Origin of the sequence: Psychrobacter sp. TB20-MNA-CIBAN-0197 (assembly GCF_040309765.1) — a bacterium.
Classification (GTDB): domain Bacteria; phylum Pseudomonadota; class Gammaproteobacteria; order Pseudomonadales; family Moraxellaceae; genus Psychrobacter; species Psychrobacter submarinus.
In genome coordinates, this window is the sequence record NZ_JBEOPC010000438.1 from 1 (window position 1) to 279 (window position 279).

Annotated in this window: 1 protein-coding gene; it reads left to right on the forward strand. The window is 51.6% G+C overall.

Features of this window, described 5'->3' with window-relative positions:
• A partial coding sequence (locus AAEY83_RS14390) for a bifunctional hydroxymethylpyrimidine kinase/phosphomethylpyrimidine kinase (RefSeq protein WP_351059906.1) occupies positions 1-279 on the forward strand: 279 nt, incomplete at both ends.

Consider the following 279-nt stretch of genomic DNA (forward strand, 5'->3'; position numbering starts at 1 on the left):
GCTCGCAGCAAGTATTTGGTTTTGAAGCCTGTGCAGCTAATTTGGTCAAAGCGCAAGCCACCACGGTGCTTGCGGATTTGCCCGTCAGCGTGATTAAGTCGGGGATGCTGGGCACGACGGATAATATCACCATGCTCACCCAGCTATTTGCTGATGCTATTATCCAAGCAGGTACACCGTTTGTGCTCGATCCCGTGCTAGTTGCCAATAGTGGCGGTAGTTTGGGCGATGAGCAAACGTTGGTTGCTGCCTTTCGTAAGCTATTGCCCTATGCGACAT